Here is a 25,055-nt window from a genome sequence, read left to right on the forward strand (position 1 = left end):
CCTCCATAGCGCAAGGGCGCCCCTCCGCCCACATGCTCAAGGCGTCTCCTCGCGGAGCAGCCGCAAGAGCCGCGCCTCGTCGACGCGGTGCTTCATGATTTTACGCCCATCGAGCTCCACGACGGGCACGTCCCAATCGTAGGCGGCGCGCTTCTCGGCTGGGGCCTCGTGGTCGAGGTCCAGGACCACGAGCTCGAAGGGCTCCGTGCGGCGCACGCGTTCGAGGGCCTCTTCGGCCACGTCGCAGAGGTGACATCGCACCCGCGTGTACAGGGTGATCGTCTTCATGCGCTGGCGACGATGGAGAGGCTCTTCTTCGGCTTCTTCGGGGTGAGCGCCTCGAACGCGCGCTTGTAAGCGGCGAAGGCGCCGCCGCCATGCACGGCTTCGAGCACCGCGCGGCCCTCGGCCTCGCCGCCTTGCGCGAGCACGGCCTCGACCCAGGCCCACTTCGCGCTCGTCGAGCGCACGTCCGCGCGGCCCTTGAGGCCGCGGCGCAGCCGTTCGAGCCGCGCGTTCACCACGTCGATGCCCGCGAACGGCGCGTGCGCGAGCGGCGTGTTGCGCTTCGGGCAGAAGGGCGCGATGCCGAGCGCGATGGGGACCTTTTGCGAGAGCTCCGTGACGAAGCGGACGCACTCGTCCACGTCCTCGTCCTCTTCGCCGGGCACGCCGATCATCAGGTAGAGCTTCATGCGCGGCATGCCGTGCTTGCGCGCCATCTCGGCCGCGCGCTCGAGGTGGCGGATGCGCGCGCGCCGATCGAGGATCTCGCGCACGCGCTCGCTCGTGCCGTCCATCGCGGTCGTGAGCGTGCGGTAGCCGGCCAGCTTGAGCGCGCCGACGAACTCGTCGGAGAGCTTGTCCGGGCGCAGGCTGGAGAGGCCGACCTCGCAGCCGCGTTCGGCGAGGGTGCGGACGATCTCCACGATCTTCGGGTGATCGCTGACGGCGGCGCCGACGAGGCCGATGCGACGCGCGTCTTCGGGGATGAGGCCGAGAATTTTCTCCTTCGGGACGATGCGCATGCCGCCGTTCGTCGAGCGGCGCATCACGCAGTAGGCGCAGCCGCGCGAGCAGCCGCGCTCGGTCTCGATCAAGAACATGTTCGAGAGCTCGGTGTCGGGCGTGCGGATCGGCGCCCACGCGGGGAGGAGCTCGTCGTCGCACTGCGCGATGCCGGGCATGGAGGCGCCGTGGCGCGAGGGGACGAAGACGTGCGGGGTCTTCGCGAGCGCATCGAGCGCGGCCTCGCGCGAGGGCGTGTCGCGCAGGATTCGAAGAACCTCGACCGCGAGCGTGTCGGCTTCGCCCATGACGATGGCGTCGGCGAAGGCCGCGAGCGGCAGCGGGTTCGAGTTCGTCAGCGGGCCACCCGCGAGGATGAAGGGATCCCGCGACGAACGCTCTTCGCGGAGCGGCTTGATCCCCGAGGCTTCGAGCAGGCGCACGACGCCCGCGGTTTCGAGCTCGTAGGCGACGCTCATGGCGATCACGGGGTAGTCGCGGAGCGGGCGGAGCGACTCGTACGTGAGGGGGACGGCGCGCGGGCCGTGCTCGTCGTCGGGCAGGAACGCGCGATCCGCGGCCATGTCGGGCTCGTGCTGGATCGACTTGTAGACCTGCAAGAAGCCGAGCGAGCTCATGCCCGTGCGGTAGGGCGACGGGTAGGCGAGCGCGACGCGCCAGGGCGCGTGTTTGTCGAGGCGTCCGACCTCCTCGGCGAGGCGCCGCCGGATGGTCGCCACGGTGACGTCACGTGACATTCGGGAAGAGACTCCTTCAGCAGGCCCGGTGGCGCAAGCGATCCCAGCCGATTTCATCACGGAAACACCCGAGATCCCCGCGTCAGCGGGCGGAGGGGCGTGAGAGGTGCACGGCCTCGCCGTTGGTCTCCCAGACGACGTCGCCGCCCCGGTCGGTCCGGGCGATGGTGATGGCGCGCGCGCCGAGCGAGGCGAGGACGCCGGGGTCGGGGTGGCCGTAGCGGTTGCGCACGCCGGAGCAGACGAGGGCCACGCTCGGGCGAACGGCGTCGAGGAAGGGCGGCGTCGTCGAGGTGCGGCTGCCGTGGTGGCCGAGCTTGAGGAGATCGGCGCGGAGCGCGGCGGGGTATTTTTGGATGAGCGCGCGCTCGGCTGCGGCCTCGGCGTCGCCGACGAGAAGCGCGGCGTGGCTACCGTAGGTGATGCGCAGGACGAAGGAGTTGTCGTTCGCGCTCTCGTCGGGGACGAACCCGGGGCAGGGGGCGAGGACTTCGACGGTCGCGCCGCCGATCACATGTTTGCCGCAGAGCGTGTCGGGCCTGCGAATGGGAACGTTACGGTGGCGTAGGTTCGCGAGCATCGCGGCGTACGTCGGTCCGGCGCCGTGGTCCTCGCCCTGGCCCGTGTCCCAGAGCTCGCCGACGTCGATCGCGGGGAGCGTGGAGATGAGCCCGCCGAAGTGATCCGGGTGCGGGTGCGAGAGGACGACGATGTCGACGCGTTCTTTGCGGAGTGCGCGCAAGACGGGGAGCACGACACGCGTGCCCGTGTCGACGGGGCTTCCCATGAAGCCGCCGCCGTCGATGAGCATGGTTTTTCCGTCGGGCAGATCGACGAGGATCGAATCGCCCTGGCCCACGTCGAGGGCGCGCACGCGCAGCAGTCCTTTTGAGCTCCCAGCATATGCAGCGCACTGCTCCAGCACGAGGAGCGCGGCAAACCCGAGCGCGAGGGCGGTGCCGCGGCGAAGAGCGTCCTTTGCGAGGGCCGCCGCGAGCGCGGCGATGGCCACGGCCGCGAGCTGCGAAGGCGTGGGCGGCGGGAAGGTGACGATCCCGCCGAGATCACTCGTCACGCGGGCGACCGCGCGCACGGCGATGAGCGCGCCCGAGCCGAGGAGCGCCGCGCCACGCTCGACCGGAGGTGCCCATGCGAGCGCGGCGTGCAGGAGGCACACGGGCAGCGCCGCGAGCTCGCCGATCGGCGCGGCGACGAGGTTCGCGAGGATGCCGAGCAGCGGCAAGGAAGGCGTCATCATCGCGAGGAACGGCGTGCAGCCGACCATCGCGGCGAGCGTCGTGGCGATGGGGCGGAGCACGGCGCGGACGGGCGCGGGGCCACGCACGAGCCGTTCCGCGATGGGTCGATCGAGCCCGAGCAGACCCGCCGTTGCCGCGGCGGACAGGACGAACGACGGGTCGCTGCCGACGAGCGGGTCGAGGATCGCCGCGAGGAGGAGCGATCCGCCGAACGCGCGCACGCCGCTCGGGCGACGGCCGAGCGCGCGCACGAGCATCACGACGGAGAGCATGCCGGCGGCGCGTAGAGCCGAGCCGCTGCCGCCCGCGAAATCGGCATAGAGCCACGACGTGGGGATCGCGAAGGCCGCGGAGAGGCGACCGACGTCGAAGCGCGCCGAGAGCGGCGTGACGCGCAGGAGCAAGGCGCGCGCGGCGGCCGCGAGGCCCGCGACGGCGAGGACGAGGTGCGTGCCGGAGACCGCGAGCAGGTGGGACAAACCGCTCCGGCGGAAGGCTTCGTTGTCGGCCTCGTGAAGATCCGTCTCGCCGAGGACGAGGGCCCGCGCGAGCGGCTCGGCTTCGGGGTGGAACGTCGCCTCGATGCGGCGTCGCACGTGGGCGCGGGCGCGATCGATCCAGGTGGTGATGCCCTGGCCGCGGGAGACGCGCTCCAGATCGACGAGACCTCCCGACGCGGCGACGCCGCTCCGCGCGATGGAGGGACGCGGGTCGGGAAGGCTCTCGTTCAGGAAGAGATGGACCGGGGCGAGGTCCGCGACGAGACGCACGCGATCGCCACGCGCGAGATCCTCGGGCGCGCCATGGAGTCGCGCGCGGAGCGGTTCGGTGAGCGGACCCCGTTCGCAGGCGGTCTCGAAAAACTCGACCTCGATGCGAGCCTGGCCGCGTTCTTCTCCCGGAGGCGTGGGTTCACGCTGCACCACCGGCGAACGCAGCACGATGGCTTCTCCTTCGCATCGACCTGGAGGCCCGAGCGCCTCGGTCACGCGCGCGTGCAAGGCCGCGGCCTCGTCGATCGCCGCGCGGGAACGCAGCGCGCCGAACGCAAGCACCAGCGCGAGGCCCACGAGCGCCCACCGTTCGAGGTGACGGCGCAAGAGGAAGAGCGAGATCACGGCCGCGAGCGCGGCGGGAAGTGGCGCGCGTGCCAGGGCGGAACCCGCCGCGAGCGCGAGAGCGGTGAGCAGCAGCTTGTCGGTCACGTACCGCGATGCAGCAATCGCCGGGCCGCCCTCGAATCGGCCGGAATTCCGCGCGATCGCTCACCCAACACCCTGGCGCCGCCATGGCGGGCCCCGGCGCCCGCCACCTTGGCGAAGGCGCGTCACGCGCCCTCTCCCCTACGTGATGCAATCGGATTGCAGGATTCCGCGCCGCGTAAAACGCACGTGTCGCGCTGCATCGACGCACAGAGAACGCGTGCGCGTCCGGAGTCGCCTTCCTACAATGGCGCCTCCTTCGCGCGTGCTCTCCCGATCCGTCGTGGTGCACGCGCCTGCCGCTCCCTGGAGGTCGCCGATGTCCCCGTGTCCGCCCCGCGCTCGTTTTGCCTTGTTGTTTGGCGCTCTCGCGCTCATCGCCGGCTGCGGCGACGTGTCGCAACCTGCGCCCGAGGGCGCCGTCGGAGAAGCGGAGCTCGACATCAGCGGCGGCTATGCGGATGACAAGGACACCGCGGTCGTCGGGATTTACGCGACGAACCTCGGCGGCATCTGCACCGGCTCGCTCCTCGCGCCGAACCTGGTGCTCACGGCGCGCCACTGTGTGTCGCAGATCAACAACAACGAAGGCACCGTCGAGTGCGGCGTCACCAAGTTCGCTCCCCCCGCCGCGCCGAGCAGCTACCTCGTCACGACCGGCCCCGAGCTCTCCCAGGATCCCTCCGCTTACCGGGCCACGAAGGAGGTCGTGCTCCTTCCCGCAGGCGACGACTTCTGCGGTCAGGACCAGGCGATCCTGATCCTCGCGGAGAACATCCCCGAGGCGGAAGCGAAGCCGCTCGTGCCCCGCGTCGACGAGCCGCTCGTCAACGGCGAAAAATACTCCGCGATCGGGTTCGGCGCGACGGACGGCGCGGGCAACGGCGCGGGCGCGCGTCGCCGCCGCGACGACCTCACCGTCACCTGCGTCGCCGACGAGTGCCCCGATTTCCAGGTCAAAACGACCGAGTGGATGGGCAACGCCGGCGTCTGCCAGGGTGACTCCGGCGGACCCGCGATCGACGCGAAAAACCGCGTGATCGGCGTGACCTCGCGCGGCGGCTTCAACTGCTCGACCCCGATCTACGGCTACGTGAAGGCGTGGGATCAGTGGATCAAGGACACGGCGATCAAGGCCGCGGAGATGGGCGGTTATCCCGTCCCGGCGTGGGCGAACGGCGCCCCCACGAACCCCGACTACTCGTACACGCCCGGCGACGCCTGCAATGAGCCCTCCGACTGCGCCTCGGGCCGCTGCGTGAACGACGGCAACGAGCAGTACTGCACGCGCCTCTGCAACGAGCAGGCGCCGTGCCCCGAGGGCTGGTACTGCGACAGCGACAGCAACGGCCAGGGCGTCTGCTTCAAGAAAGAAGGCTCGGCGTCGGGCGGCTGGGGCGAGGAGGAGGAGGGCCCGCAGCTCTCGAACGAGAGCTCCTGCAGCGTGAACGCCGATCCGACGAAGCCCGTGCCCTGGCGCGGCGGCATCTTCGCGCTCGCGCTCGTCGCGCTCGGTCTGCGGCGCCGCACGCGGTGAAGCGCCGCTCGTTCCATCTCGCGCTCGTCGCGCTCGCCTTCTCCGCGTGCTCACGCGGCTCCGGCAAGGACAAACCTCTTCGCGTCGTGTCGCTCTCGCCGAGCACGACGGAGACGATGTTCGCGATCGGGGCCGGAGGCTTGCTCGTCGGGCGCTCGCGGTACTGCGACTACCCGAAAGAAGCCGAGGCACTGCCCGTCGTCGGTGGCTACGCCGATCCGAACGTCGAGGCGATCGTCGCGCTCGCGCCCACGCTCGTCGTCGGCGCGCGTGGCCCCGCCGGGCCCGTGCTCGAAGAGGGGCTGCGCGCGCACGGCATCGACACGTTTTTCCCCGAGACCGAGTCGCTCGACGGCATCACGCGCATGATCGAAGAGCTCGGCCGCCGCGTGGGCCACGAGGCCGAGGCGAAACGTGTCGCGCAAGGCATCGAGGACAAACGCAAGGCGCTCGCCGCGCTCGTCGCCGGAAGGCCCAAGAAACGCGTGCTCTTCGTGTTCGACGCGTCGCCCATCGTCGTCGCCGGCCCCGGCAGTTTTCCCGACGAGCTCGTGCGCCTCGCGGGCGGCGAAAACGTCATCACCCGCGGCGGCGCCTACCCGACGATCGGACTCGAGCATCTGCTCGCGCTCGATCCGGATGTCCTGCTCGACGGCGCCTCCGACATGCGCTCCACCAAGACGCTGCGCGAACGCGTCGAGAACGCCCCCGGCTGGCGCGAGCTCCGCGCCGTCCAGAAAGGCCAGATCCGCGTCGTCGGCTCTGACGTCTTGCGCCCCGGCCCCCGCATCGGTGATGGACTCTTCGCCGTCGCCCGCGCCATCCACGGCGAGGACCTCGCGCCACCCCCATGACCCGTTCGCCCGCCCGCGTCCGCGCCGATGCCCTCCTCGTCACCCTCGGCCTCGCCGAGAGCCGCGCCCAAGCGCAGGCCCTCATCATGGCCGGCAAGGTGACTTGTAGCGATGCGCGCGTGGACAAACCCGGCTCGCTCCTCGCGCCGGACGCACCTCTCCGCGTCGCCTCCCCGCCGCGCTTCGTCTCCCGCGGCGGCGACAAGCTCGACCACGCGCTCACGTTCTTCGTCGACAAGGGCCTCGACGTCGCCGGCCGCCGTTGCCTCGACGTCGGCGCCTCCACGGGCGGCTTCACCGATTGCCTGCTCCAGCGCGGCGCCGCGCTCGTCGTGGCCGTCGACGTCGGCTACGGACAGCTCGCCGAGAAGCTCCGTGCCGATCCACGCGTCGACGTCCGCGAGCGCGTGAACGCGCGCGAGCTCAGTCGCAGCGACTTGCCCGCGGGCGTCGACCTCGTCGTCGTCGACGCCTCGTTCATCGGCATCGGCAAGCTCATCGGCGCGATCGCGGCTTTGCTCGAGCCGGGCGCGGATCTCGTCGCCCTCGTAAAGCCGCAGTTCGAGGCGGGTCGGGAGGCTGTCTCGCGCGGACGGGGCGTCATCCGGGATGAAGAGACGCGGCAGGCCGCGATCGCCGCGGCGCGTCGGGCTGTCGAGGAGGGCGGGTTCGAGGTCGTTGCCGAGGTCGACAGTGCGGTTGCCGGCCCAAAAGGCAACGTGGAGCGGTTCGTCTGGGCGCGCCGTCGCGCCGGCTGATCCCGAGGCCGCGCGTGCTCGGGGCTGACGACATGCGGCGATGATGGTACTCATCGGCGCGGCACGGGCATCGCGCGGTTTTCGCGGCCCTTGCCGGCGAGGAGAGGTCGATGCTCGGACGACGGCGTTGGGTGATGGCGATCGTGGCCCTCGGCGTGAGCGCGCTGGGGCTGGCCGCGTGTTCCACCCAGAAAGACGCGCCGCAGAAGGATGCCGCGGGCAAGGATCCGAGCGTCCCCGCGGCGGCCGAGCCCTGGAAGGTCGGCGCGTACCTGAGCCTGTCGGGCGCCGAGACGCAGTTCGGCATCGAGACCAAGGAAGGCATCGAGCTCGCGGTCGACGAGGTGAACAAGAAGGGCGGCGTGAAGGGCCGGCCCGTGAAGGTCCTCTACGAGGACAACAAGTCGAACCCGCAGGAGACGAACAACAAGGTCCTGCAGCTCATCACGCGGGACAAGGTCGTCGCGCTGCTCGGCGAGGTCGCCTCCTCGCGCTCCACGATCGGCGGCATCGTCGCGAACAAGCACAAGATCCCGATGATCACGTCCTCGGCGACGGCGCCCGAGGTCACGCAGATCGGGCCCTTCGTCTTCCGCGTCTGCTTCACGGACGACACGCAGGGCCAGATGGGCGCCGAGTTCGTGGTGAAGACCATGGGCAAGAAGCGCATCGGGATCCTCTACGCCTCCGACGACGTCTACTCGTCGGGCCTCGCCGCGCAGTTCCGCGACGCGGCGAAGAAGCTCGGCGGCGAGATCGTCGTGGAGAAGAGCTTCATCAAGACCGAGACGAACTTCACCACGTACATCAACGAGATCCGCGACGCGAAGCCGGAGCTCGTCTACGCGCCGATCTACTACAACGCGATGGTCCCGATCGCGCGGCAGGCGAAGGCCGCGGGCATGCCGGGCAGCATGTTCGTCGGCGGCGACGGCTGGGACGCCGAGACGTTGCTCCAGGACGCGGGCGAGGAGATGGAGGGCGCGTACTTCACGAACCACTACGCGCCCGACGTCCCCTGGCCGAACGCGCAGATCTTCCTCAAGGCCTACAAGGAGCGCTTCAAGCGTGATCCGTCGAGCCTCTCGTCGCTCGGCTACGACTCGGCGCTGCTCCTCTTCGACGCCATGGGCCGCGCCAAGGGCGACACGCCCGAGGCCATCCGCGACGCGATCGCCGAGACCAAGAACTTCCAGGGCGCGACGGGCACGATCACCATCGACCCGAACCGCAACGCGGACAAATCCATCGTGATCGTGCAGATCAAGAACAAGAAGTTCACCTACTTCGCGACGGTGAACGACAAGGCGGCTGCGAAGCCCTGAGGCGAGAGGTCGGGTGATTCCATGGCCATGAAGATCCTCAACGCCCTGATCACGGGCCTCGCGCAGGGGTCGATGATCGCGCTCGTGGCCCTCGGCTACACGATGGTCTACGGCATCCTGAAGCTCATCAACTTCGCCCACAGCGAGGTCTTCATGATGGGCGCCTTCCTCGGCTTCTTCGGGATCACGGCGCTCGGCGGCAAGGACTCTCCGCTCGTCGCCGGCGTCGGCGGGACGCTGCTCGCCATGGTGTTCGCAGGTCTGCTCGGCATGCTCGTCGAGCGCATCGCCTACGCCCCGCTCCGCACGCGCGGCAAGGGCAAGGCGAACACCCGCATCACCCCGCTCGTCACGGCGCTCGGCATGAGCGTCCTGCTCCAGAACCTCGCCCAGCTCCTCTTCACCGCGCAGTACCGCGGCTACCCGCAGCTTTTGCCGATCGAGGACACGCGCAAGGTCATCTTCATCTCGGCCTTCTCCGTGATGGTCGCGCTCCAGTTCCTCGTGCACAAAACCTGGATGGGCAAGGCGATGCGCGCGCTCAGCGTGAACATCGAGGCCGCGCGCCTCATGGGCATCCGCACGAGCCGCGTCATTTCGATCACGTTCATCACGGGCTCGGTCCTCGCCGCGCTCGGCGCCGTTCTCTACTGCCTCGATCAGTCGCAGGTCTACCCCACGATGGGCGTCGTCATCGGCACGCGCGCCTTCGTCGCGGCCGTCATCGGCGGCATCGGCAACATCCCGGGCGCGATGCTCGGCGGCCTGCTCATCGGCATCATCGGCGAGATGACCAAGCTCACGGCGTACTCCGGCCTGCAGGATGTCCTGGTCTTCACGGCTCTCATCGCCGTCCTGCTCGTCAAGCCGACGGGGCTGCTCGGAAAAGCCTCGATCGAGAAGGTTTGATGCGCGTCAGGCCCTGACCGACGGGCCGCTTGCGTACTATCCTTGGCCCTGATGATGCGGCGCTTGATCCTCGCCTCCGTCTTCGTGCTCGGCGCCTGCGCGCCAGGCGCTCCGGCCAACTGGGTCCGCGGCGGCGCGATGCTCGACGTGCCCCGCGCACGCTGGGTCGTCGGCACCGCCGTCGTCGACGTCTTCCCCGACGGCCGCGTGACGCTCAACGAAACCGAGGAGCTCACCGTCGACCGCGGCGGGCGCGTCTACGATCCGAACAACGACCCCGTCGCGCTCCTCGAGCCCGGCGGCAAGCTCGTCGGCCCCGGCGACAAACTCCTCGGCAACGTCGGCATCCTGCACGCCTCGCAGGGCGACGAGCCGCACGCGTGGCTCAGCGTCATGCCCACGGGTGAGGTCGTCCGCTACGAGGACGACGGCGGACGCAGCTCGCTCGGCGTCTGGATCGGCTGCAACCAGACCTATCTGCAGCACCAGACGTGCACGCTCGTCAGCCATCTGCTCACGCCGCGCATCGTCGCGCAGTCGCGCAACGCGAATACGCTCATGCCGAATGGCCTGGGATATGGCCCCGGCGGTTATATGCCCGGCATGGGCTTCGGTTTGCCCTACCGTTGATCGCCCAGTTTTCCCGCCTGGAACGTCATCGTTCCGCGCAATCATCCGCGCCCCTGGGCCATCGAATCCGGCGCACGGGTGGAGTCCGGCAGACGTTGGGCTGACCCATCCTCCCAGGACGAACCTGCGACGCAGGCCTGGGAGGCGTGTGGGCATCGGGGGGGTTGTCGGCGCAGGCGGGCGACGCCTCCGGATCAATGGAGGTTCGGATGAACGTTCGTAACATGGTCCTCGCCTCGACTCTGGTGCTGGTCGGCGTGGTCGCCGCGCAGGCCTGCGGCGGGAGCGACGAGGGCGGCGGTGGGACGGGCGGGACCGCGGGCGCGGGCGGTGGAACCGGCGGGACCGCGGGCGCAGGCGGTGGAACCGGCGGAACCGGGGGCACGGGCGGGACCGGCGGGACCGGCGGTGCGGGCGGCGCGGGCGGGGCCGGCGGCATGGGCGGCGCGGGGGGCGCTGGCGGCGCGGGCAGCGGCGACGCGGGCGTGAAGATGATGCCGAGCCTGCGGTTCTCCCACCTCTCGCCGGACGCGTCGGCGGTCGACGTGTGCCTCTTGCCGGCGGGCGGCGCGAACGAGGGCGCCTTCGGTCCGATCTTCAAGCAGCGCTTCAACGACGCTGACGGCATCCGGTTCGGCGAGGTCTCCAAGTACGTCGACGTGCCCGAGGGCGACTACACGCTGCGCGTCGTCGCGCCTGGCGCGCTGAACTGCGACACCGCGCTCCCGGGCACGCAGGACGTCCCCGGGATCGAGGCACGCGGGGGCGAACTCGCCACGGTCGCGGCCGTCGGTCAGCTCGACGCGCCGGCGGGCGTGCACAAGTTCGGCGCGCTGCGCTTCCTGGACGACACGGAGCCGGCGTCGGGGAAGACGCGCGTGCGTTTCATCCACGCCTCGCCGGACACGGACGACCTCGACATCGGCACCGTCGACACGCAGGGCACGTTCGCGCCGCTCTTCACGGGCGTCGGGTATGGCTCGACGGGCCAGTCGAAGACGGGCAACTACGTGACAGGGGCGCCGTTCGACAAGGCCACGATCGCGACGCGCGTCGCGGGCCAGCAGGCGAACCTCTTCACGATCGCGGGCGTGATCATCGAGGCGGACCGCGTCGTCACGATCTTCGCGATCGGCAACCGCGCCGGCCAGCCCGAGCTGCTCCGGCTCCTGGTTTGTCAGGATGAATCACCCCACGCCCAGGGCGCGCCCGGCATGGCGACCTGCCACCTGCTGACGCCGTGAGGCCGGCCTAGCCCCCTCTCCCGCGAGGGAGAGGGGGTTGGGGGTGAGGGAATCGTTCCGCGGGAGAGGGTGAGGGGAGAGGGGAGAGGGCGTCGCTCTACTTGAGCAGCCACCCGAACAGGAGCCGCTTCGTCGCATCTCGCGACACCTGCGCGATCGAATCGACGAGCGGAATCTCCTTCGGACAAACCTCCACGCAGTTCTGCGCCTTCCCGCAGTCCTGCACGCCGCCTTCGCCCATGACCGTCTCCAGCCGCGCGTTCTTGTGCAGCGCGCCCGACGGATGCATGTTGAACAGCCGCACGAGGTTCAGCGCGAACGGCCCGACGAACTGCGTCGAATCGTTGTACTGCGGGCACGCCTCGACGCAGCACCCGCACGTCATGCAGCGCGAAAGCGGATAACGCTCCTGCTGCGCCTCGGGGCTCTCGCGTGGACCCGGGCCGAGCTCGTGCGTCCCGTCGATGTCGATCCACGCTTTGACCTTCTTCATGTCCTGGAACATGCGCTCGCGGTCGACGATCAGGTCACGCACGAGCGGGAACTTCGTCATCGGCTCGACCGTGATCGTCTCGCCGTTCGGCGCGATCTGGTCCACGAGCGCCGAGCACGCCTGACGCACGCGCCCGTTGATCACCATCGTGCAGGCGCCGCAGACCTCTTCGAGGCACGACGACTCCCACACGACCGGCGCGACGTCTTTCCCGTCGACCGTGCGCGGCTCCTTCTGCACCTGCTGCAGCGCGCTGATCACGTTCATCTGCGGCAGGTAGGGGACCTTGAACTCCTCCCACCGCTTCGTCTCCGGGAGATCGGGACCGTCCTGGCGCTTGACGCGCAGATGCACGAGACGCCCGGTGCCCTTCGTCGTGTCGCTGTTCGCCATGGTCAAACGCTCTTCTGCTGCTCCGAGGCAGCCGGTTGCTGGATCTTCCCGGTCGCGGCGGCGCTCGCGGCGCCGGCCTGCTCGTACTTGCGCTCGCGCGGGGCGACGAGGCTCGCGTCGACGGCGTCGGTCACGTGGATCGACTGCCCGGCGCACGTGTAGTCGAACTCCCGCAGGTACTTCACGGCGCCCTTCTGCTCGTGCTTCGCGAGCGTCGTGCGCATCCAGTCCGCGTCGTTCCGCTTCGGGAACGCGGGCTTGTAGTGCGCGCCGCGCGACTCGTCGCGGTTCTTCGCGCCCTGCGCGATCACGCGGGCGAGCACCAGCATGTTCTCGAGGTGCCGCACGAACTGCGCGCCCTGGTTCGCGCGCTGCGAGCCGTCCGGACAGGCGACCTTCTTCACCCGCTCGTCGAGCTCCGAGAGCTTGCCGAGGACCTGCTCGAGCGTCGCGTTCTCGCGCTCGATCGTCACGTCGCGCAGCATCATGTCGCCGAGCTCTTGGTGGAGCTTGTACGGATTCTCGGCGTTCTTTTCGTCCTGGTTCTGCTTGAGGATGCGCGTGTAGTCGTCCTGGCAGCGCTTCTCGGCCTTCTCGAAGATCGACTTCGGCAGGTCGAACGCGCTCTTCGCGAGGCTCTTCTGGTAGCTCGCGACCGACGGGCCCGTGACCATGCCGCCGTAGATGCACGAGAGCAGCGAGTTCGCGCCGAGCCGGTTCGCGCCGTGGTACTGGTACTCGACCTCGCCCACCGCGTAGAGCCCGGGGATGCTCGTCGCGTGGTTGCGCGGCGAGCCCGCCTTCAGCGATCCACGCGCGTCCTTCTCGAAGTCGACCCACAGGCCGCCCATCGAGTAGTGCACGGCGGGGAAGACCTTCATCGGGTTGTGATACGGGTCGGTCCCCGCGAACTTCTCGTAGATCTCGAGGATGCCCGCGAGCTTCGCGCGGAGGAACTTCTCGTCCTTGTGCGTGAGGTCGAGGTAAACCTCGTTCTCGTTGCGACCGGTCTTCGGGTTGAAGACGCCGCGCTTCTCGTGGAAACACGTCTTGAAGATCGCGCGTGACGCGATGTCGCGGGGCACGAGGTTGCCGTAGCCCGGGTACATGCGCTCGAGGATGTAGTCGCGCTCCTTCTCGGGGATCTCCTTCGGATTGCGCTGATCCTTCGCGTCCTTCGGCACCCACACGCGGCCGCCCTCGCCGCGCGCGCTCTCCGAGATGAGGCGGAGTTTGTCCGCGCCCGGGATCGCCGTCGGGTGCACCTGGATGAACTCGCCGTTCGCGTAGACCGCGCCCTGCTGGTAGACCGACGAGGCCGCGGTCCCGGTGCAGATCACGCTCATCGTCGAGCGGCCGAAGATGATGCCGCAGCCTCCCGTGGCGAGCACGACGGCGTCGCCCTGGAAGTACTTGATCTGCATCGTCTTGAGGTCCTGCGCGATGCAGCCGACGCACGTGCCGCTGTCGTCGAGCACGGCCTGCAAGAAGTCCCAGAACTCGAACTTGCGGACCATCTTCTCGCCCGGGATCGACACGCCGTGCTCGTCGACGACGTCGGCGATCTCGTAGCGGCGCACCTGCTCGTCGAGGGCGTAGAGGAGCTGCTGCCCCGTCGTCGCGCCCGCGAACGCCGTGCGGTGGAAGAGCGTGCCGCCGAAGCGACGGAAGTCGAGCAGGCCTTCGGGCGTGCGGTTGAAAGGCACGCCCATGCGGTCGAGCATGAACACGATGCCCGGCGCCGCCTCGGCCATGCCCTTGACGGGCGGCTGGTTCGCCAGGAAGTCGCCGCCGTAGGCCGTCTCTTCGAGGTGGATCTGCGGGCTGTCGCCTTCGCCCTTGGTGTTGACGGAGGCGTTGATGCCGCCCTGCGCGCACACCGAGTGCGAGCGCTTCACCGGGACGAGCGAGATCAGGTCCACCGGGACCTTCGCCTCGCAGAGCTTGATCACCGTCATGAGGCCCGCGAGGCCTCCGCCGACGACGACCACCCTTCGAACCTTGCCCCCTTCGCTCCGGATCGTGCTTTTCGCAGCCATGGTGCTTGAAACCTCAATCGATGACCGGCCCGACGGAGGCGGGCTTCTGCGTTTGCTGGAGGATGTCGACGCACGTGCGCGCGTCCGAGCCCCCCTTCTTGCCGAAGATCTTGTCCTGCACGGAGGAGCCCGTGGCGAAGTAGATCGCCGTGTTCGCGCCGAGCAGGAAGATCGCGACGCCGAGCACCCCGAAGACGGCCGCAGCCATCTGCTGCGAGCGGCGCGACACCGTCACGCCCCACGAGAAGCAGAAGCCCCAGAGCCCGTTCGCGAAGTGAAAGACGCTCGCCGCGATGCCGAGCACGTAGAGCAGCCCCACGACCGGGATGCCCTTCACCGTCGCCGACATGTTCTGGCAGAGCGCGGGGTAGAACTGCTCGGGCGCGAGCTTGCCCGCGAGCTTCTTGCCCCAGTACTCGTAGAGGTGGAACGCGATGAACGCGAAGGCCATGAGGCCCGTGACGCGCTGGAGCGTGAAGGCCCAGTTGCGCGTGGTCTTGTACTTCGAGACGTTGTACTTCGCGTCGAGCGCGAGCTTGATCCCGTAGCCCGCGTGGAAGAGCAGCGGCAGGAGGATCAGTCCCCACTCCGCCACCGCGAGGTACGGCGTGTGCGTGATCTCCGAGACCGCCTTGTCAAAGGGCTCCTGTCCCTGGAGCGCCTTGGCGTTCGTCCACAGGTGGAACACCATGAACGCGCCGACGGGCGCGACGCCCGTCAACGAGTGCAGCTTGCGCAGCAGAAACGCGCGGCGGTTCTGCGCGAAGAGTGACTGATCGGCGAGCGCTGCTTCGGACACGAAAGGACCTCGTCGTCTTGCGGGCGACCGGCGATGTATGGGACTCTAGCCAGGACGTCAAGGTGGCGCGATCTTTAGGTAACTCGCTCGGCCGCTCGGCCAGGGTGCTCGCAGGGCTGGGTTTGGCCGCCCTTGGCGCGGGAGCGTGTGGTGGATCGCGTAACGACGCCGTCGCCCCCACGGTGCCGCTGTCGTCGTCGATCGAGGCGCAGACCGAGCTCCGCAACATCGAGGCCTCGTTCGCCCAGTCGAGCCGCGCCGAACGTCAGGCCCTCGAAGACCGCCTGCTCGCCTTCCAGGCGCGTTACCCCAAGGACGCGCTCGGCCCCGTGGCCGACGTGATGCTCGCCTGGATCGCGCTCGAACGTGGCGATCTCAACCGCGCCACCGAGCTCTCGTCCCGCGCCGAGACGCAGACGAAAGCCGTCGGCACGACCGCGGAGCTCGCCCGCATGATCCAGGGCGCCGCGCTCCGCCGCTCGGGCAAGGCCGAGGCCGCGCTCGGCAAACTGCTGCCGCTCCTCGGCAAGCTCATCGACCCGCACGCCCGGACGTTTCTGAACGAGGAGGCGACCGCGAGCGCGATCGGCGCGAAGCACCACGGTCAGGCGATCGAGCTGATGCTCGTGTGGCTGCACGAGGCGTCGCTCGAGGAGCGCGTCGAGGTGCGCTCGAAGCTCGCGGAGCTGCTCGCGAGCATCCCGCCGGCGTCGCTCGCGCCGATCCTCGAAGAGCGGCGCAAGAAGCACCCGGAGCCGTTGAACGAGGAGCTCGAGGTGCAGAAGACGCTCGTCGAGAGGCTCTCGGACGCGGCGATCTCGGCGCGGGACCAGCAGCTCGCGCGGCGGCTGCTCGGCGCGGCGATGCCTCTGCTCGGGACGGGCGCCGACGAGATCGCGGAGCTCGCGGCGGGCGCGGGCGGGGCGCGCGTCGAGGCGCCGACGCTCGGGCTCGTCTTGCCCACGCGCAGCCTCGAAGCGCGGCGGCGGGGCACGCAGGTCGTGAGCGGGGTGATGTTCGGCCTGGGGCTACCAGGATCGCAGGCGCGGCTCGTGACGCGCGACGACCTCGGGCGCGACACGGGCATCGAGGACGCGCTCGAAGGGCTCGGCGCGGACGGCGCGGCGATCATCATCGCGGGCGTCGATCGGGAGGAGGCGACGATCGCGGCGAAGTTCGCGGAGCGCGAGTCGATCCCGGTGGTGCTCCTGCATCCACCCGCGCCGGATGTCGCCGATTCGCCGTTCGTGTTCGTGGTCGGCGAGGAGCCGGAGCGGGTGCGCAAGGCGCTCGTGGGAGCGTTGCCTCCGAAGGGGCAGGTCGTGTGGATCGGCGACAAGGGCAGCGTGGACATGGCGCGGGAGGAGGCGTTCGAGTGCACGCGCCTGCCGCCGTCCTGGCGCGGCATCGGCGGCGTTGCGGTCTACGGGAGCTGCGTGTCCGACGTGCTGCTCGCGACCTCGGGGACGAGCGTGAAGGCCGCGGTGGGGCTCGACCTCGGCGGGGTGAGCTTGCCGAAGGGCACGTTCGCGGCGACGGCGGGGGTGTATCCGATCGATCCGCGGGCGCCGGGGCGGGAGTCGCTTTCGGCGTGGATGCGGGTGCACCCGGATCCGCCGAGCCTGTGGGCGGGGCTCGGGCGGGACGCGGCGGTCCTGGCATGGGTGGGCGTCGAGGGGTTGCCTACGCAGGGGACGCGGGAGCCGAAAGAGGTGAAGCGTCGGCGGGAGCAGGCGGCGACCGCGCTCGCGGCGGCGGAGCGGGAGTTGTGGACGACCGAGGCAAAAGGGTTTGGCGGGGCACGCAAGCTCGCTCGGTCGATCGGGGTACGCGAGGTGCGGTGAGGCCTCCGTCGAGGCACGGACGTCTTCCGTGTCGGGCTGTGCGCGTCAATGCCTTGACGTCTTCCCTATCGATCGGCGCTTTCGTAACGTTGCGGTTTGCTCGTGCAGCGGCTGGGAGGCGTTTGGCCTTCGAGCCTGCAGGGTGCGGGAAGGCGCGCAATGAAGCGATCGTGGACCATCGGTCAGCAGCTCATTCTGGGATTTGCCATTCCGCTGATCGTGCTGGGTGTACTCGGGCTCTCGTCCTACCGCCTGAACCAGCAAATGCGGCAGGCGAGCGCGTGGGCCGCGCACGTGCAAAAGGAGATCGACGCGTTCACCGTGCTGCTCGTCGATTTGCAGGACATCGAGGGCGGGCAGCGGGGATACGTCATCAGCGGGACCGACGAGTTCTACCGGAGCTACGAGGAGGCGCGCGGGCGCTACAAGACGCACCTCCAGCGTGTACGCGAGCTCGTCGGCACCTCGAACCCCGAGCAGGCGCGGCGGCTCGACGCGCTCGAACGCGTCGTCGGCGAGCGCGTCGCCTTCTCCGACCAGAACCTCCAGATCCGCAAGGCCGAGGGCCTCGCGGCCGCCATCGCGCACATCGGGACCGGCAAGGGCAAACGCCTGACCGAGGATGTTCGAGGCATCATGGCCGACATCAGCGCCGCCGAGAACGCGACGCTCGAAGCGCAAACGAACGAGGTGAATCGCGCCTCGATCGCGCTCGATCGAATGCTGGGCGTGGGCACCACCTTGGCGATCGTCGTCGTGGGGTTCGGCGCAATCCTCATCGTTCGCCGGCTCGACCGGCAAATCGGCGACTCGGTGCAGCGCATGCAAAGCGCCGCGGCGGAGCTCGAAGCGGCGGCGACGCAGCAGGTGCGGGGGTCGAAGGAGCAAGCGTCCTCGGCGTCGGAGGTATCGACCACGGTGCGCGAGCTGGCTGTCACGGCGCGGCAGGTCTCGGAGAGCGCACAACGTGTGACGCGCATGGCGAACGACACCGCGCAATCGGCCCGCGGGGGCGATCATGTGCTCGCGACGGCGCAGGAATCGATGGGAATCGTGCAGCGTCAGGTGCAGGAAATCGTGGGGCGCATGCTCGACCTCGGGCGCAAATCGCAAGAAATCGGGACGATCCTCGATATCATCAACGAGCTCAGCGAGCAGACGAACATCCTGGCCATCAATGCGACGATCGAGGCGGTGGGCGCCGGCGACGCGGGTCGTCGATTCGGCGTGGTGGCGAGCGAGATTCGGAAGCTCGCCGATCGCGTGGGGGCCTCGACGAAGGACATTCGCCGGCTGATCGACGACGTGCGCGGCGCGGCGAACACGACGGTGATGGCGACGGAGGACGGCGCAAAGGCGGTCGATTCCTCGACGCGGCGCTTCGGCGAGGTGGCGGAGAGCTTGCGTCGCATCATCGATTACGTGAACAGCACGGCCGAGGCGGCGCGGGAGATCGAGCTGTCGACGAAGCAACAAACGACGGCGATGGAGCAGGTGAGCAGCGCGGTGATGGAGGTGGCGCAGACGGCGCGCGAGACGGAGGCGAGCTCGGCGCAGACACTGCAAACGGCGTCGGAGGTGGTGGCCATTTCGGAGGGGCTGCGGCAGCTCATCGAGCGGGGAGGGGCGGGGGGTGGGGGGATCGTGGCGGCGGTGTGAGGGGATTTCCCGTAATATCCCCCTCGCCCCCCCGCCCGAGCCGCGGTACATCCATCCCTGGCATGCGTCTCCGCGCCCCCGCCTTCTCCCTCGTCCCCTTGCTCCTCCTTTCGGCGGCACCTGCCCTTGCCGATCGTGTCGTCGTCCTTCCTTCGCAGGGCAGCGCGACGCCGGCGGCGCGCCTCGGGCTCGATCAGGAGGTCATGCGGGGGGCGGCATCGCTCCGCCATTCCATCGCGTCCGAGGTCGAGACCCAGGCCGCGCTCGTTCGCATCGCCGACGGCACCGCCGATACGCCCGAGGAGTACGCCTCCATCGCCAATATCCTCCGGGCGAACTGGGTCCTTTCCGCGCGCGTCGAGCCGGCCGCCACCACCACCCGCATCGAGATCGCGGCCTACCTCGCCACCCTCGGCCGCGTCGAGTCCGTCGCCCGCGACGTCGACCCCCAGAAACAAGACGCCCAGGTCCAGGAGATGCTCGCCGTCCTCATGCGCCCCGAGGGCGTCGGCGCCTCTGCTCTTCCTTGGGAGCAAGCCCTCCCGCCGCCTCCGCCGCCGCCCCCCATCCCGCCGCCGCCCTCGGCTCCGCCGCCGCCTCCGCTTCCGCCGTTCGGCACCCCGCAAACCCCCTGGAACATGGGGCAATTCATGCCCCCGCCGCCTCCGCCGCCGCCCCAGCCGGCGCCGAAGAACGAGGTCCTCATGTCGTACCTCGGCGGCTCCCGACAAACCGTTTGGCCTGCCTACACCGCGGGCAAACCCGTCTTCCTCAGCGCGCTCATCGGGTTTTCCGTCGCGGCCTCCTCCGGAGAGCGCGCCACGGGCAGCGCCGCGGCCTTCGTCGGGGCGCTGCGCGGTGGCTACGCGATCGGCGAATCCGGGTTCGAGCTCTTCGCCGGCCTCTCGGGCAACCTCGCCGGACCCTCCGCCTTGTGGATCGACCTCGGCGGCCGATGGCTCTTTTCCCCCACCGTCAAGACCGCGCCCGACGGCCGCAAGGAGGGTTTTTCCTTTCACGTCGGCCCCGAGCTCGTCCTCGGCCCCTTCGTTCGCCTCGGCAGCACCGTCACCGCGCCGAACGGCGTCACCTACGAGGGCCGCAGCAGCACGCATTTTTCCTTCGGCGCGGCCCTCGACCTCGTCCTCGGCATCTCGCCCGCGCTCCGCATCGACGCCCAGCTCGGCAACCTCCGCTTCGTCCCCACGGAGGACGGCACGATCGTGCTGATGGGCGCCACGATCGGCACGACGTACCGGTTCTGAAGCGAGGCGCCTTGGCCACGATCGTCCCGCTCCCCACGCGCCGCGCCACGATTCGCCTCGCGCGGGCTGTCGCCGCCGCGCTCCTGCCGGGCGACCTCTTGATCCTCGCGGGCGACCTCGGCGCGGGGAAAACCTTCTTCACGCGCGCCCTCTGCCGCGCCCTCGGCGTCCCCTCGGCAGAACCCATCACGAGCCCCACCTTCACCCTCGTCCACGAGCACGCGGGCAAGCTCCCGATCGCTCACGCCGACCTCTACCGCATCGCCGATGAGGACGAGCTCGCGCACCTTGGCTTGCGGGATCGGCGTGGCGAGGGCGCGGTCCTCGTCGTCGAGTGGGGCGCGCCGTATGCGGCGGCGCTTGGTGGGGATGCGCTTTCCGTCACGTTCGAGGTTCGGGCGGATGGGACGCGGCGGGCGCGGATCGAGGCGGATGGGGCTCGATCGGCGACGCTCCTCGCGGCCGTCTCGAAGGGGCTCGGCATGTCGGCCTGACGGGCGCCGGACGGCCGTGATAAAGAGGTCCTCGCGTGGACGACTCCGAACCGAAGCTCTTGCAGCGGATCCTCGATCCCGTGCTCGGCTTCTTCGAGAACATCGGGACCACGGTGAGCCTCACCCTCCAGACCGTGGCCTGGCTCTTCCGCCCTCCGTTTCGGATCGGCCAGATGCTCGCGGCGATGGATTTCATCGGCTTCCAGTCGACCTTCCTCGTCGGCTTGACGGGCCTCTTCAGCGGCATGGTCGTCGCGCTCCAGTCGGTCTATGCGCTCAAGCAGTTCAGCGCCGAGGCCAACGTCGGCGGCATCGTGGCGGTTTCGCTCATGCGCGAGGTCTCGCCCGTCTTCTCGGCGCTCATGATCACGGCGCGGGCGGGCAGCGGCATGGCGGCCGAGCTCGGCAACATGCGGGTCACCGAGCAGATCGACGCGATCACCACGATGGGCGTGAGCCCGGTCCAGTACCTCCTCTCGCCGCGGCTGCTTGCGGGCGTCACGATGGGCCCGCTCATGTGCATGCTCTATTCGACGATCGGCATGGTCGGCTGCTACCTCGTGGCCGTCGCCTTGCTCGGCGGCGACTGGGGTTTTTTCTTGCGCAGCATTCACGACTTCGCCCGCCCGCGTGACCTCTTCATGGGCCTCATCAAGGGCTCGGTCTTCGGCTTTTTGATCACCTCGATCGCCTGCCGGCACGGCTACTTCGCGTCGGGCGGCGCGCGCGGCGTGGGCATGGCGACGACGCGCGCGGTCGTCGAGAGTTGCGTGGCGATCCTCGTGGCCAATTACATTCTCACGCAGGTCATGCTGGGAGACATCTAGGAATGGAGAGGACGCACGAGCACGCGACCGAGGGCCTCGACGTCGAGGCGCTGAACGACAAGCTCGCTCGCGAGCACCCGATCGACGCCTACTACGAGCGCTCGATCCTGCCGATCCGGCTCATCGAAAAGGGCCGCCTCGCCATCATCCGGCGCTTCATCGGGCCTGCCGACGGCCTCGACCTCGCCGAGATCGGCTCCGGCGGCGGCCATGTCCTCCGCATGTTCCCGCGCGCTCGCATCACCGCGATCGACGTCTCCGACGTCTTCCTCGACACGGCCCGGAAAAACCTCGCCGGGTACGACGCGCGTTTCTTGAAGGGCGAGGTCGACAAGATGGACCTCCCGCCGCGCTCCTTTGATCGCATCATCTGCACCGAGGTCCTCGAGCATTGCGTCGACCCGCGTGCGATCCTCGGTGCGATCGCGCGTCTTTTGCGACCCGAGGGCGCGGCGGTCATCACGATCCCGAACGATCCGCTCATTCTGGGCTTGAAGGGCTTCGTCCGGCGCACGCCCGTCGGCTGGGCGCTGCGCGACCGCATCGAATGGGGCGGCGACCGCTACCACCTGCATACGTGGACGCCCGGCGAATTCGGCCGCTTGCTCGAGGAGTTTTTCCGGGTCACCCACCGCGCCGCGTCGCCGTCGGATTTGCTCCCGATCCGGGCGTGCTTTCGTTGCGTGCTCCGGTAGCGGAGCGATTCACCCCTTTTCGTCGCGCGCCGTCGCCGCTAGGATCATCTCCATGCTGAAACGCGCGATTTCCTTGGGCTTGATCACCACGACCCTTCTTCTCGCCGCCTGCAGCGACGGCGGCTCGAACACGAGCGGCTCCGGCGCCGGCGGCAGCGGCGCCGCGGGCGGCACCGGGGGCACGGGCGGCACGGGTGGCAGCGGCGGCACGGGCGGCACCGGGGGCAGCGGCGGTGCCGGCGGCGGCGGCGGCAGCGGCGGCGCCGGCGGCGCAATGGAGGTCGATCCGCTCGTCGGGATCGGGACCGTCGAAGAGGTCCAGGGCAATTTCATGTTCACGGAGGGCCCGCAATGGAACCCCGCGACGAAGACCCTCCTCTTCACCGATATCCCCGCGAATCGCATCTACGAGCACACGCCGGGCGGCGACATCACCGTGTTCCGCGAGCCCAGCGCCAACACGAATGGCCTCGCCATCGATCCAAATGGCCTCCTCGTCTCCTGCGAGCACAGCGGACGGCGCGCCTCGCGGGAGCTCGCGAACGGCACGCTCGCCTCCATCGCCGATGCGTACGAGGGCAAGAAGCTGAACAGCCCGAACGACGTCATCGTGCATTCGAACGGCACCGTGTATTTCACGGATCCGCCGTACGGCCTCGCCGATCCGGGCCTCAGCGAGCTCGGCTTCTACGGCGTCTTCCGCGTCTCGCCCGGCGGCGAGATCTCGCTCGTCGCCGACGACATGGAGCGACCGAACGGCATTGCGCTCTCGCCGGACGAGAAGACGCTTTACGTCGCCGATACCGCCACCCGCGAGCTCCGCGCCTGGCCCGTGAATGCCGACGGCTCGCTCGGGACCGGGACCAAGCTCGTCACCACGAGCCCGGGTCCTGACGGAATGGCCGTCGACGCGAAGGGCAACCTCTTCGTCACCACGTCGGTCGGCGTCGAGGTGTACAGCCCCGCGGGCAAGCTTTACGGCGCCATTGCGGTCCCCCAGCAACCCTCGAACTGCGCGTTCGGCGGTGAGGACAAGAAGACGCTCTACATCACGGCCCGGACCGGCCTCTATCGCGTGACGCTCCAGGGCGCCGGCATCTACTGATTCCGCGTCACGTTCGCCCCGCCGCCCAGATCGCCACCGCCACGCCCATCACGCTCTCGCCGGCGACGAACCCCGAGGCCGTCGCGATCGTGTAAAGCTCGTCCCTTTTCGGGAACTTCCACGCCAGGACCGCTGCGATCGCGGCGCCGAGGAAAAGGGTAAAACTCGTCGACGCGGGCAAAATGAACGCGAGCCCGATTCCCAGGGGCGACGGCACCCAGGCGGCGAAACGCTTCGGCCCGAGCTCGCTCGCGATCGTGCAGACCACGGCGAATCCCGCCGCGATCGCCATGGCCAGCGACGCGGGCTCGGGCAGGCCGGCAAACCCTCGCGTCAAGAGCTCCGCCGTCCCTTTGAACATCTGCACGCCCGGAGCGGGGTATTTCGTGCCGAGCAGCTCGAGCGGAAACGCCTTTGCAAAGACCAGCGCCGTGGCGAGCCCGCCCGTCACGAGCCCGAAGAGCTGCGCGAGGAGCTGCTTTTGCGGCGAAGCGCCAAGGAGCCGGCCCGTCTTGAGGTCCTGCATCATGTCGCCGCAGCTATTCGCCCCCGCGTTCGTGAGCCCCGCCGCCATCAGGCTGGCCTGCGTATGGCCGCCCGTGAGCACGGCGAAGAGGAGCTGCGTCACCATGGCCATCGGGCCGATCGGATTGACGTCCGTCTCGCCCATCGTCCGCGTCCCCACGAGCGCGAGCGCGCCCGCGAGCACGATCGCCAGAAGCGTCGTCGCCGGGTGCAGGCCGAACACGAGCCATTGCACCCCGATCGCCAGCATCACCGCCGCGGCGAGGCCCCAGGCGAACCAGCGCCGCGGCACCTCCACGTCCTCCCGGAGCACCTCGCCCGACGCCTTCGCGCCCATCGCACCGCCGAGCGACCGGAACGCCGTCGCGATCGATCCCCCTTTGAGCGCAAACGACACGAGCCCGCCCACGACGAGCATCGCCACGCCCGGCCAAACCGTGAAACCCACCGCGTCGCCATAGAGCGTCGGCGCATTCGGCGTGGGCGTCACGAGGCCGCGCCCGAGGGCCCAGGGGACGACGAAGACCCAGCAAAGCGTCGCGCCGGCGGCCATCCACGCCGTCGTCCGCAGCCCGACGAGCGCGCCCGAGCCGAGCGTCATGAGCGACACGTCGAGCCCCATCGTGAGCCGCGCCAAACCCATTCCGCCGAGGCTCGCGAAGGCGAACGGCACCGCATCCGGGACGAACCCGAGGCCCCCGCGCGCGAGCCCGAGCGCCGCGCCGATCGCGGTCGCGGCGAGCAATGCGACGGCCTTCTGCTTGCCGCCTTCGCCCTCGCCGTGCAGCGCGAGCGTCGTCTGGGCTGCGGCGATGCCCGACGGGAACTTCAGGTTTTCGCGGTTGATCATCTGCCGCTTCAGCGGGATCGCGAAGAGCACCCCGAGTAGGGCGGCGGAGACGAGCCACGTGGCGATCTCGAGGATCGAGAGCCGCCGGTTCGTCACGATCATGAGCGCCGGCACGGCCGTCACCATGCCTGCGCCGGCCATCGCGGCCGCGGCCGAGGCGGCCGTCTGCATGGTGTTGTTCTCCAGCACCGTGAACGCGGGCCCGGATGCGACGGCGCGAAAGAGTCGGAAGACGAGCCACGCCGAGAGCGCCGCGGTGATCGAGGCGCCGTACGTGATGCCGATCGTGAACCCCGTGTACAGGTTCGCGGCGGAGAGGACCGAGCCGATCACGCACCCGCTCACCACGGCTCTCCACGTGAATTGCGGCTCGAGGGGCCGGTAGACCTGCGCATACCAGGCCTCGTCCGAGACCCGCCCGTGCACGTCCGCAGGCTCTTCGCCGTGCGGTTCGTTCGTGACGTCTGCGGGCAGGCTCGACATGGCAAGCATCGTCCCAGCGGGGGAGGGGCGAGGTCAAGGCCAGCAGGGATCCGTCCGGTTTACAACCCTTTCGGATGTGATTTTTCCTGCGGACGTCCTA

At 69.5% G+C, this 25,055-nt stretch carries 21 protein-coding genes; 14 read left to right on the forward strand and 7 right to left on the reverse strand.

The genetic code is table 11. The features are described 5' to 3' along the window. Positions 1–36 precede the first annotated feature (36 nt). The 3 genes from KEG57_RS09655 to KEG57_RS09665 all read right to left on the reverse strand — a co-directional run bounded on the left by KEG57_RS09655 (position 37) and on the right by KEG57_RS09665 (position 4,230). Positions 37–288 carry a glutaredoxin family protein gene (locus KEG57_RS09655; protein WP_272419367.1) on the reverse strand — a complete coding sequence of 84 codons (252 nt, stop codon included), beginning with the start codon at positions 286–288 and terminating at the stop codon, positions 37–39. Then, positions 285–1,766 carry a B12-binding domain-containing radical SAM protein gene (locus KEG57_RS09660; RefSeq protein ID WP_272458397.1) on the reverse strand — a complete coding sequence of 494 codons (1,482 nt, stop codon included), beginning with the start codon at positions 1,764–1,766 and terminating at the stop codon, positions 285–287. The genes KEG57_RS09655 and KEG57_RS09660 overlap by 4 nt, the downstream gene beginning before the upstream one ends. A gap of 82 nt (positions 1,767–1,848) precedes the next feature. After that, on the reverse strand, positions 1,849–4,230 hold the full coding sequence (locus tag KEG57_RS09665; RefSeq protein WP_272458398.1) for a DNA internalization-related competence protein ComEC/Rec2: 2,382 nt from the start codon (positions 4,228–4,230) through the stop codon (positions 1,849–1,851). A gap of 349 nt (positions 4,231–4,579) precedes the next feature. Here KEG57_RS09665 and KEG57_RS09670 point away from each other — a divergent pair, with 349 nt between their 5' ends. The 7 genes from KEG57_RS09670 (at position 4,580) to KEG57_RS09700 (ending at position 11,484) form a co-directional block, all read left to right on the forward strand. Continuing rightward, positions 4,580–5,764, forward strand: coding sequence for a S1 family peptidase (locus tag KEG57_RS09670; protein WP_272458399.1), 1,185 nt, complete (start codon positions 4,580–4,582; stop codon positions 5,762–5,764). After that, positions 5,761–6,618 carry an ABC transporter substrate-binding protein gene (locus tag KEG57_RS09675; RefSeq protein WP_272458400.1) on the forward strand — a complete coding sequence of 286 codons (858 nt, stop codon included), beginning with the start codon at positions 5,761–5,763 and terminating at the stop codon, positions 6,616–6,618. The genes KEG57_RS09670 and KEG57_RS09675 overlap by 4 nt, the downstream gene beginning before the upstream one ends. Continuing rightward, positions 6,615–7,376 carry a TlyA family RNA methyltransferase gene (locus KEG57_RS09680; protein ID WP_272419372.1) on the forward strand — a complete coding sequence of 254 codons (762 nt, stop codon included), beginning with the start codon at positions 6,615–6,617 and terminating at the stop codon, positions 7,374–7,376. Before KEG57_RS09675 ends, KEG57_RS09680 begins: the two co-directional genes overlap by 4 nt. A 110-nt stretch (positions 7,377–7,486) precedes the next feature. Beyond that, complete coding sequence (locus KEG57_RS09685; RefSeq protein WP_272419373.1) at positions 7,487–8,701, forward strand: ABC transporter substrate-binding protein; 1,215 nt, start codon at positions 7,487–7,489, stop codon at positions 8,699–8,701. Between the two features lie 21 nt (positions 8,702–8,722). Then, positions 8,723–9,610: a branched-chain amino acid ABC transporter permease gene (locus KEG57_RS09690; protein ID WP_272419374.1), complete on the forward strand. Its 888-nt coding sequence runs from the start codon at positions 8,723–8,725 to the stop codon at positions 9,608–9,610. A gap of 51 nt (positions 9,611–9,661) precedes the next feature. Then, complete coding sequence (locus tag KEG57_RS09695) at positions 9,662–10,240, forward strand: hypothetical protein (protein WP_272419375.1); 579 nt, start codon at positions 9,662–9,664, stop codon at positions 10,238–10,240. A gap of 209 nt (positions 10,241–10,449) precedes the next feature. Continuing rightward, on the forward strand, positions 10,450–11,484 hold the full coding sequence (locus tag KEG57_RS09700; protein WP_272419377.1) for a DUF4397 domain-containing protein: 1,035 nt from the start codon (positions 10,450–10,452) through the stop codon (positions 11,482–11,484). 97 nt (positions 11,485–11,581) lie between these two features. On the opposite strand, the gene sdhB is transcribed toward KEG57_RS09700, so the two are convergent. From sdhB to KEG57_RS09715, 3 genes are read right to left on the reverse strand one after another with little or no spacing between them, the layout of a single operon-like run. Next, entirely contained in the window at positions 11,582–12,370 is a 789-nt protein-coding gene (gene sdhB, locus KEG57_RS09705) for a succinate dehydrogenase iron-sulfur subunit (RefSeq protein ID WP_272419378.1), read from the reverse strand. A gap of 2 nt (positions 12,371–12,372) precedes the next feature. Continuing rightward, positions 12,373–14,409, reverse strand: coding sequence for a succinate dehydrogenase flavoprotein subunit (gene sdhA, locus KEG57_RS09710; RefSeq protein ID WP_272419379.1), 2,037 nt, complete (start codon positions 14,407–14,409; stop codon positions 12,373–12,375). Between the two features lie 13 nt (positions 14,410–14,422). Continuing rightward, positions 14,423–15,208, reverse strand: a complete 786-nt coding sequence (locus tag KEG57_RS09715) for a succinate dehydrogenase/fumarate reductase transmembrane subunit (protein ID WP_272419380.1) — start codon at positions 15,206–15,208, stop codon at positions 14,423–14,425. A gap of 182 nt (positions 15,209–15,390) precedes the next feature. Here KEG57_RS09715 and KEG57_RS09720 point away from each other — a divergent pair, with 182 nt between their 5' ends. The 7 genes from KEG57_RS09720 to KEG57_RS09750 all read left to right on the forward strand — a co-directional run bounded on the left by KEG57_RS09720 (position 15,391) and on the right by KEG57_RS09750 (position 23,097). Beyond that, on the forward strand, positions 15,391–17,052 hold the full coding sequence (locus KEG57_RS09720; RefSeq protein WP_272458401.1) for a type 1 periplasmic-binding domain-containing protein: 1,662 nt from the start codon (positions 15,391–15,393) through the stop codon (positions 17,050–17,052). Positions 17,053–17,211: 159 nt separating this feature from the next. Further along, positions 17,212–18,711: a methyl-accepting chemotaxis protein gene (locus KEG57_RS09725; RefSeq protein ID WP_272419382.1), complete on the forward strand. Its 1,500-nt coding sequence runs from the start codon at positions 17,212–17,214 to the stop codon at positions 18,709–18,711. A 62-nt stretch (positions 18,712–18,773) separates the two neighbouring features. Next, on the forward strand, positions 18,774–19,976 hold the full coding sequence (locus tag KEG57_RS09730) for a hypothetical protein (RefSeq protein ID WP_272419383.1): 1,203 nt from the start codon (positions 18,774–18,776) through the stop codon (positions 19,974–19,976). Positions 19,977–19,987: 11 nt separating this feature from the next. Then, entirely contained in the window at positions 19,988–20,470 is a 483-nt protein-coding gene (gene tsaE / locus KEG57_RS09735) for a tRNA (adenosine(37)-N6)-threonylcarbamoyltransferase complex ATPase subunit type 1 TsaE (protein WP_272419384.1), read from the forward strand. Between the two features lie 35 nt (positions 20,471–20,505). Continuing rightward, positions 20,506–21,297 carry an MlaE family ABC transporter permease gene (locus KEG57_RS09740; protein WP_272419385.1) on the forward strand — a complete coding sequence of 264 codons (792 nt, stop codon included), beginning with the start codon at positions 20,506–20,508 and terminating at the stop codon, positions 21,295–21,297. A gap of 2 nt (positions 21,298–21,299) precedes the next feature. Next, positions 21,300–21,992, forward strand: a complete 693-nt coding sequence (locus KEG57_RS09745) for a class I SAM-dependent methyltransferase (protein WP_272419386.1) — start codon at positions 21,300–21,302, stop codon at positions 21,990–21,992. A 52-nt stretch (positions 21,993–22,044) separates the two neighbouring features. Next, complete coding sequence (locus KEG57_RS09750) at positions 22,045–23,097, forward strand: SMP-30/gluconolactonase/LRE family protein (RefSeq protein ID WP_272419387.1); 1,053 nt, start codon at positions 22,045–22,047, stop codon at positions 23,095–23,097. A gap of 7 nt (positions 23,098–23,104) precedes the next feature. Here KEG57_RS09750 and KEG57_RS09755 read toward each other — a convergent pair whose 3' ends face one another. Beyond that, positions 23,105–24,955, reverse strand: a complete 1,851-nt coding sequence (locus tag KEG57_RS09755) for an OPT family oligopeptide transporter (RefSeq protein ID WP_272419388.1) — start codon at positions 24,953–24,955, stop codon at positions 23,105–23,107. Positions 24,956–25,055: the final 100 nt, after the last annotated feature.

The organism is Polyangium jinanense, assembly GCF_028435365.1.